The organism is Streptomyces sp. NPDC104581, from assembly GCF_055583685.1.
Genome location: NZ_JBVJNN010000001.1, coordinates 260,677 through 269,183 on the forward strand (window position 1 = coordinate 260,677; position 8,507 = coordinate 269,183).

6 protein-coding genes are annotated in these 8,507 nt (G+C 70.8%); 5 read left to right on the top strand and 1 reads right to left on the bottom strand.

Annotated features, from left to right (window positions below):
* Positions 1 to 16: 16 nt before the first annotated feature.
* Positions 17 to 2,827, bottom strand: coding sequence for a class III lanthionine synthetase LanKC (gene lanKC / locus ACZ61E_RS01120; protein ID WP_469696485.1), 2,811 nt, complete (start codon positions 2,825 to 2,827; stop codon positions 17 to 19).
* A 355-nt stretch (positions 2,828 to 3,182) separates the two neighbouring features.
* Here lanKC and ACZ61E_RS01125 point away from each other — a divergent pair, with 355 nt between their 5' ends.
* From ACZ61E_RS01125 to ACZ61E_RS01145, 5 genes are all read left to right on the top strand, one after another.
* Positions 3,183 to 4,553, top strand: a complete 1,371-nt coding sequence (locus ACZ61E_RS01125; protein ID WP_469696487.1) for a glycoside hydrolase family 18 protein — start codon at positions 3,183 to 3,185, stop codon at positions 4,551 to 4,553.
* A gap of 201 nt (positions 4,554 to 4,754) precedes the next feature.
* Positions 4,755 to 5,192, top strand: coding sequence for a VOC family protein (locus ACZ61E_RS01130; protein WP_469696488.1), 438 nt, complete (start codon positions 4,755 to 4,757; stop codon positions 5,190 to 5,192).
* A 149-nt stretch (positions 5,193 to 5,341) separates the two neighbouring features.
* Positions 5,342 to 5,788: a nitroreductase family deazaflavin-dependent oxidoreductase gene (locus ACZ61E_RS01135; RefSeq protein ID WP_469696489.1), complete on the top strand. Its 447-nt coding sequence runs from the start codon at positions 5,342 to 5,344 to the stop codon at positions 5,786 to 5,788.
* Positions 5,789 to 6,007: 219 nt separating this feature from the next.
* Positions 6,008 to 7,198, top strand: coding sequence for a Rieske 2Fe-2S domain-containing protein (locus ACZ61E_RS01140; protein WP_469696491.1), 1,191 nt, complete (start codon positions 6,008 to 6,010; stop codon positions 7,196 to 7,198).
* Between the two features lie 43 nt (positions 7,199 to 7,241).
* Positions 7,242 to 8,381 carry a glycoside hydrolase family 43 protein gene (locus ACZ61E_RS01145; protein WP_469696492.1) on the top strand — a complete coding sequence of 380 codons (1,140 nt, stop codon included), beginning with the start codon at positions 7,242 to 7,244 and terminating at the stop codon, positions 8,379 to 8,381.
* Positions 8,382 to 8,507 lie beyond the last annotated feature (126 nt).

The window sequence follows — 8,507 nt, forward strand, 5'->3', positions numbered from 1 at the left end:
GGGGACGATGTGCTGGTCACGACTCCAGGAGGAGCCGGTTCATGGGCCGCTTCTTCAGCGGCGGGAGGAACGGCAGTCGCGCGGGGCCGTCCGCGTGGGCGGCGGCGACTGCCAGCAGACAACCGGCGGTGCCGGTCGCGAGGTCCATGGAGAGCCTCATCATCTGCTCCCCGGGGAAGGCGAGATGGCCGCGGTAGGGCAGTGCGTGCCAGGCGAGCGCGCTCATCTGCCGTGCGATGTCGGCCGGTTCGGTGCCGGGGCCCGTCACGGACGTACGGCTGAGGTGGAGCACCATGCCGGCGGCGCCGCGGAAGAGTCCGGGCTGCGCGTAGAAGGTCGCCTGGGCCGCCCGCACGATGTCGCCGCGCGCCTGCGCGAACCGTTCGTCGGCGCGGTGGACGAGGTAGTCGTCGAGGACCATCCCGATGCCGACGCTGCCCGCGCCCAGGTAGGGCATGGTGCGCCAGCCCTCGTCCACCTGGAGCGTGCCGCCCGCGCTCTGTACGCAGCGGTCCAGGTCGTTGTTGAGCGCCCTGGCCGCGAGGTCGAGCAGCGCGGTGTCGCCGGTGCGTTCGTACAGGCGGATGAAGAGGAGGGCGGTGCCCGCGCCGCCGTACAGCAGCCCGGCCCGGCGCGTGGTGTCGGAGGCCGGTCCCTCGGACGCCGAGTCCGTGGTGCGGGCGGCGAGTTGGGCGCAGCGCATGGCACCGTCGGCGAGTTGGCTCTCACCGGTCGCGGCGCCGAGGGCGTCGAGCGCGAGGCCGAGGCCGGCGGCGCCGCCGTGCAGATCGGCGGGCAGCTCGTCCCAGGGCTGACGGAGCGCCAGCTCGGCGAGTTCCAGGGCACGGTGGGGATGGCCGAGCCGGTGCAGGGTCCAACTGAGGCCCGCGAGACCGTCGTAGAAGCCCAGCGGGGTGCCCGAGTCGGGCTGCTTCGTCCGCTCCAGCAGCCATTCCTCGGCGCGTGGACTGGGGGCGGCGCCGCTCTCGGCGAGGGCGTAGAGGACGCCGGCCGCGCCGTATCCGAAGGAGAGGCCGCCGCCGGTGGTGGCGAACTGGGCGATGTCACCGGGGAAGTAGCGGTCGTCGCGTTCGGGGGTCGCGGAGGCCAGGATCGCGCGGACCATGGAGTCGCGGCTGCGCGGCCAGTCGCCGGGCTCGGCGGGCAGGTAGGGGCGGGACGCGGCGGGGCTCGGGGTCCGGGTTGCCGTCGCCCGGGACCCCGACCCGGATCCGGACGTCGAAGCCGTGCCGGTCGCCTCGTCGGCCACGGCTGGCGTACCGGCTGTCCCGGCCGTACCGGTGCTCGCGTCCCGGCCCGGCTCGCGCAGGATCTCCGCCACGGCCGCGTCCAGGAAGCCGCGGTCGACGGGGAACTCCCGCGCCACCACGTCCGCCAGATGCGCGGCCTTGCCCCGGTCGATGGCGAAGAGACTGGTCAGCGGTATGAAGAGGGCAAGACGCAGACAGGCGAGGGCGTAGCGGTCGACATCGAAGCCACGCCGGCCCGCGGGAGCGACGAACGCCGGATTGGCGACGGTCTGCCGCCCGTTGTCCGCGGCGGGGGCCGCGGCCTCGAAGTCCAGCAGGACGACGGAGGACTCGTCCTCGGAGACCATGATGTTGAACAGGTGCAGATCGTTGAAGACGATCCCCCGTGCGTGCACCGCCTCGACGGCCTGTTCCACCAGCCCGTACAGGCGCAGGGCCCACGCGGTGTACTCGGCGAGCCGCTCCGCGCCGGGGTCGGCGTCGATCAGGGGATGCCTGCGGGCGAAGAAGGTGTTGAGGGGTCTGCCCTCGACGAACTCCAGCACCAGGAAGTGGTGGCCGCCGAGTTCGAACGTGTCGAGGACCTCCGGGGTGCAGGCGAGCCCCGACAACTGTTCCAGCGCGTACCGCTCCCGGGCGAGCCGGGTCACCGCGTCGGCGCCGTCGGCCGCCAGACCCGCGTGCGGCCTGGCCTCCTTGAGCACCACCTTCGCGCCGGTCCTGCTGTCGCGGCCGACGTACACACCACCGCCGTTGGAGAAGTGCAGGGCCTGCTCGACGACGTACGGCGACGCCGCGACGGTCGTGGCGGCGCGCGCTTCGAGGTGGGGTCGCAGGACGTCCGGCGGGGTGATCCAGTCGGGTGTGCGGAAGACGGGGCCGCGCGGATCGGGTACGAGTCTGCCCTCGGCGTTCTCGATCGCCGGGCGCAGCATGCCGTCGGCGTAGCAGTCCCGGCGCGTGAAGCTGCCGTAGCGGACATGGACGGGGCCGGCGTTCCACCGGAGGTCACTCAGGATGTACGGGCCCGGCTCACCGGCCAGGAGTTCGTCGAGTTCACTGGCTATGCGCCCGAACTGCTCGTCGTCCACCGGGTAGACGGTGATGAATTTGCCGCTGGCGCCGCGGTCGGCGTATTTGGCGTTCCGCGTGTGCAGCAGATATCTGCTCGGCACGAATTTGAAGGCGATACGGCGGTCGACGCAGTAGACCATCGTGCGGTCGAGAATCGACTCGGCGTTGTCCAGACAGGCGGAGACATGAATCTTCCAGCCCTGGGCGGGCAGTTCGTGCTCGACCGGACGGAATGCCAGCCAGTCACCGCTGTGATGACGCTGCCAGCCCTCGGGCACCGGGCGCCGGGCGGCTTCGTACCACTCGCCCGTCCGGGCCGGGGAACGGCCCGCCGATGCCGGGGCTCCCGCCGATTCGGCGGTTCTGTCCGCATCGTCGGTCGCGTCTTCGGTTCCGGCCGGTTCGGCGGTGGGGGAAAGGTGGTGGGGTGAATCGTAGAATTGCCGGTCCGCGTCGCAGAACACGGCGTAACCCTTGTTCACACACCCTCCCTCGTCGGCGACAGCGCCAACGTTGCCACGGTGGTGAGGGCGGCCCATAGTCGCCGATGTCACCGACACGACGTGCATTACGCACAAGTAACAAGCGTGTTTCGCAGAACGTCATTCCGTAGCCGGGGAGGCCGCCGCACCGGGCCGCGTGGCGCCCCGACCGCGTGGGCGAGAGCCGGCCCCGACCGTGACTTCGGCGCCCGTACGCCGGACCGGCGGAGCGCGGAAGCGCCGGAGCGGCACTTACCCACGGTAGCGATGCCGAACATCTTGACGTTAATGGTCCAGACCAATACGTTCCTGTGCGCACCGCTCCCTTCCGGCACGCGCACAGGAAACGAGCCTCATGCCTCGAAAGAACCTTTCCCGGCTGGCCATCGCCGCCCTCTCCCTCGGCCTCGTGGCCACACTCGCCCCCTCCGCCGGTGCCGAACCCGCCGCGCGGGGCGACAAGCACGGCTCGCACCCCTCGCACCCGTCCAACAACTCGTACAAGCGGGTCGGCTACTTCGCGCAATGGGGTGTCTACGGGCGGAACTACCAGGTCAAGGACATGGACACCAGTGGAGCGGCTGCCAGGCTGACCCACATCAACTACGCCTTCGGGAACGTGAGCGCCGAAGGGAAGTGCTTCACCGGCAACATCCCGGGAGAGGCGGACGCCTGGGCCGACTACGCGCGCCCCCTCGACGCGGCCGGCTCCGTCGACGGCGTGGCCGACACCGACGACCAGCGCCTCGCCGGCAACTTCAATCAGCTGCGTGAGCTGAAGGCGAAGCATCCCGGCCTCAAGGTCCTCATCTCGCTGGGCGGTTGGAGCTGGTCGAAGCACTTCTCCGACGCGGCCCTCACCCCCGCCTCCCGCCGCGCGCTGGTCTCCTCCTGCATCGACCTCTACATCAAGGGCAATCTGCCCGTGGACGGCACCCGGGGCGGCGCGGGAGCGGCAGCGGGTCTCTTCGACGGCATCGACCTCGACTGGGAGTGGCCCGGTTCGGCAGGCGACGTCGGCACCGTGTTCCGTCCCGAGGACAAGGAGAACTTCACAGCGCTCGTACGGGAGTTCCGCAAGCAGCTCGACGCGTACACCAAGTCCCGCAAGGGCCATGAGAAGCGCAAGCACTACGAGCTGACCGCGTTCGTGCCCACGGCCCCGGCGAAGATCGACGCGGGCTTCGAAGTCTCCAGGATCATGCGGGACTTCGACTTCGTGAACCTCCAGGGCTACGACTTCCACGGCACCTGGGAACCCACGACCGCGCAGCAGTCCGCGCTCTTCGCCAAGTCCGACGACTTCAGCGTCAACCAGACGGTCGACGACTGGCTGCGGCGCGGCGCGCCGGCGCGCAAGCTCGTGGTCGGCATGCCCTTCTACGGCCAAGGCTGGACGGGCGTCACGGGCGGCGGCACCGGCATGGGGCAGCCCGCGACCGGCCCCGCCCCGGGCACCTGGGCGAACGGCAACGAGGACTACGAGGAGCTGAAGAAGCTCGCGGACTCGGGCACGTACAAGGTGCACCGCGATCTCAGGAACGGCCACGCCTGGCTCTTCGACGGCAAGACGCTGTGGACGTACGACGACCCGCAGGTGCTGCGCGTCAAGTCGGCGTACGTCCGCGCCAGGGGACTCGGCGGCGCGATGTTCTGGTCCCTGGACGGCGACACCCCGGACGGCGAGCTGATCAAGGCGGTGGACCGCACCCTCGGCCGCCGCTGACGGCCTGAGATCCGGAGAACCGCTGATTCGGATCACGACCACGGGATCCCCGGCCTTCGAAGCCGGGGATCCTTCGGCTTCCCGCTCGCCGCGCCCGGGCCGGGCCGTGACCGTCGTCACAGGCCGGGCTGTGTCGAGAATGGCGCGCCGGCTCCGTCCCAGGAGCAGAGCGGCCACGACGGCCGCCCGGCAGAGGAGGAAATGATGATCTACCGGATGGATCACGTCGGTTTCGTGGTCGAGGATCTCGCGGCCGCTGTCGCGTTCTTCGTCGAACTGGGCCTGGAGCTGGAGGGCGAGACAGCGGTCGAGGGGGAATGGGTGGACCAGCTGGTCGGGCTGGACGAGGTCCGGGCGGACCTCGCCTTCTTGCGGACCCCGGACGGCCACAGCCGGGTCGAGCTGTCGACGTTCCACTCGCCGGTGGCCACCGGCGAGGCGCCGAGGGCGCCGGTCAACACCCCGGGCATCCCGCGCCTCACGTTCGCCGTGGACGCCGTCGACGACGTCCTGCACCGGCTGGGCCCGCACGGCGCCGAACTCGTGGGCGAGGTCGCGCGGTACGGGGACGTGTACCGGTACTGCTACGTCCGCGGCCCCGCCGGCGTCATCATCGGGCTCGTCGAGAAGCTCGACTGAGACCGCTCACCGGTCAGCACGTTCCGAGTCCGGACCGTGCCGGACCTCCTTGCCCGCCTCCCCCGAACCGGAGCCCGTTCCCGGACCCCTGTCAGGACTTCCGTCCGGACCTCCCTTCCGGTCTCGCGTTCCAGAGAGGACCCTCCGTCATGGCTGTCGCCGATGACCTCGACCGCGCCACCGACTCCCCGTGGGAGTGGGTGGCCGAGCAGACTCGTACGTATCTGGCCTCCGGTGGCACCGAGGGGCACGAGTCGAACGGCGTCCGCATGCTCGTGCTCGCGACGACCGGGCGCCGGACCGGCGTCGCGCGCCGTACGTGCCTGATCTACGGCACCGCGGGCGACGACTTCGTCGTCGTCGCCTCGAAAGGCGGTGCCGACGAGGATCCGGAGTGGTTCAGGAACCTCCGGGCGGATCCGAGCGTCGGGGTGCAGGTCGGCGCGCGCCGGTTCACCGCCCGGGCCCGGATGGCGTCCCCGGCGGAACGTGAGTCCCTCTGGCCGCGGATGACGGGCATCGTCCCGCTGTACGAGGAGTACGCGCGGAAGACCGACCGCGAGATCCCGGTCGTCCTGCTCACCCCGCGTAACTGAGCCGACGCCGGCGCCGCCCTGGTCCTCCGCAACTCCACCGGATGCGCAAAAGGTGCTGCCGCCGCCGGTGGCCCGTTGGATGGGACAGGCTGCCCGAGATCGCCGGTCGCGCGTCGTCCGCGACTTCCGCGATACGCGCGACACGCACGGTCTCCGCGATCGTCCGCGGTCCGGGGCAGGGCGCACACCTGGAACGACCCGCGGGCGAGGGAGACTCGTATGACCGAGACGCAGTCGGCACAGGACGGGACCAACGAACCCGGAACGGCGAACGAGCGACAGGCCGTACGCTCCCCCTCCCCCGGCGTGGCCGACCTTCGCCGGACCGGCATCAATCCCGACTACTGGTATCCGGTCGCGGTGTCCGGGAGCGTCCGGAAGAACCGCACTTTCGCCGCCCGTTTCGCGGGTGAGCGGATCGCGCTCTACCGCGGCGGCAGCGGCACCGTGTACGCCTTGGAGGACCGGTGCGCCCACCGCCAGGTGCCGCTGAGCATGGGTGTCGTGGAGGGTGAGTCCCTGCGGTGCTGCTACCACGCCTGGGCCTACCGGGGCAACGGCCGCATCTCGCAGATCCCGTACCTGCCGAAGGGAGTGGACCGGCCGCCGCGGGGCGTGCGCGCCTACCCGGTCCGTGAGGCGTACGGACTGGTCTTCGTCTTCCCCGGCGACCCGGAGAAGGCCGTCGGCACCCCCTTCCCCGATCTGCCCGCGTACGCCTCGGGCGAGCACCGGACGATGACGTTCTCGCGCACGGTGCGGTGCCACTACTCGTTCATGCACGAGAACCTGCTCGACATGAACCACCAGTTCCTGCACCGGGGCGTCATCGGGCGGATCCGGCCGGAACTGCTCGGCCAGGACACCGGTCCGCACTCCGTGGAGGCCCGGTACCTGTTCACTCCCGGCGGGGGCAAGAAGGACCGCGGCGCGGGGCTGCTCTCCGCCGAGGGCATCGGTGGCGGCGACTCTCCCGACGTCATCACCATCCGTACGCAGTACCCGTACCAGACCCTTCAGGCGCTCCCCGAGAAGGCCGACCTCCCGGCGTTCTCACTTTGGGTGGCATACGTGCCGGAGGACGCCGAGCAGCGCACGAACCATGTCTACGGTCTGCTGATGATCCGGAAGCCGTCCGTCCCCGGTGCGCTCCACCTGGCCTGGCCGTTGATCCGGCGTTTCACCGAGCGGGTGTTCGCGGAGGACCGGATGGCGGTGGAGGCGGAGCAGCGGGCCTGGGACGAGCAGGGCTCGGACTGGAACCAGGAGGTCTTCCCGCTGATCCAGGACGTCCGGCAGGTACTGCGCTCCAACGGTGTTCCCATCCGGTCGAAGGCGGACCTGTGCGCCGCCTCCACGCTCTGCGGGGCCGCCGGCCCCCTTGACGGCCGCTCATCCGGTGGTAAGTAGGTGAGAGCGCTTTCTGTCGTGGACATGATCAGGAGGAAACCTGATGTCCCCCACCCGATGGCTCGCCAACATCGTCTCCCTCGGACTCGTGGGCACATTCGCCTTCGGGCACGTGACCACCGCCGGACCCGCCGAAGCCGCCGGACCCGCCGGCCCCGCCGAAACCGTTGAAGCCGCCACCACGGCGACGGACGACCAGCCGTCCACGCTCGGCCGCCCCCTCGTCGGCGGCGCCGACCCCAGCGTCATCAAGGTCGGGGACCTCTACGTCTCCGCCAAGTCCGTGGACGGCGGCATCGCGGTGCGGTCGGCGTCCACCATGGAGGGCGTCGCCACCGCGCCCAAGCACCAGGTGTGGCGGGACACCGCCAACCTCGGGGAGGTCTGGGCCCCCGAGATCGTCCACCACGACGGTCAGTACCGCATCTACTTCGCCGCCGGCACCGGTGCGGCCCACCGGACGTACCACATCAGCTCGGTCAGTCCGGACAGCGGCTACTCCGCCGCCACCAAGGTCGCCCTGCCCGACGACAAATGGGCCATCGACGGGGTGCCGTTCACCTTCGGCGGCCAGCGCTGGTTCGTGTGGTCCGGCTGGGCCGGCGACACCAACGTCGAGCAGAACCTCTACATCGCGCGGATGAGCAGCCCCACCACGACCACCGGCGGCCGTTACGTCATCTCGCAGCCGCGCGAGCCGTGGGAACGGGTCGTGGGCAACCCGTACATCAACGAGGCACCGCAGCCGATCGTCGACCCCGGCGGGCGGCTGCACGTCACGTACTCCGCGAACGGCAGCTGGAGCAACCAGTACTGCATCGCCGACCTGCGGCTGAGAGCGGGAGGCGACCCGACGTACGTGTGGGACTGGTACAAGAGCAACGGCTGCCTGTTCGGCTCGCACGCCTCGACCATGATGTCCGGCTGGGACCCCACACTGAACGTGGACGGCCCCGGCCACCACACGTTCGTCCTGCCGCGCGGTGACGTCGCCGCCGGCCCGCCGTCCGGCAACCGGTTCCCGACCATGTTCCACGCGGTCGCCAAGGGCACGCCGTACTCGTGGGCCAACCGCCACTGGTACAGCGGCACGGCCGTCTGGTGGGGCGACACCACGTACCGCCGGGCCAACGTCCCCGGCGCCAACACCGACGTGGGCTTCAGCCTCAAGTTCTTCGAATGAGCACGTCGGCACGGCACCAACCGCCATCGGCACAGCCGTGGGGGGGGGGGGGGGGGGGGGGGGGGGGGGGGGGGGGGGTGGGGGGGGGGTGGGGGGGGGGGGGGGGGGGGAGAGCGGGGGGGGGGG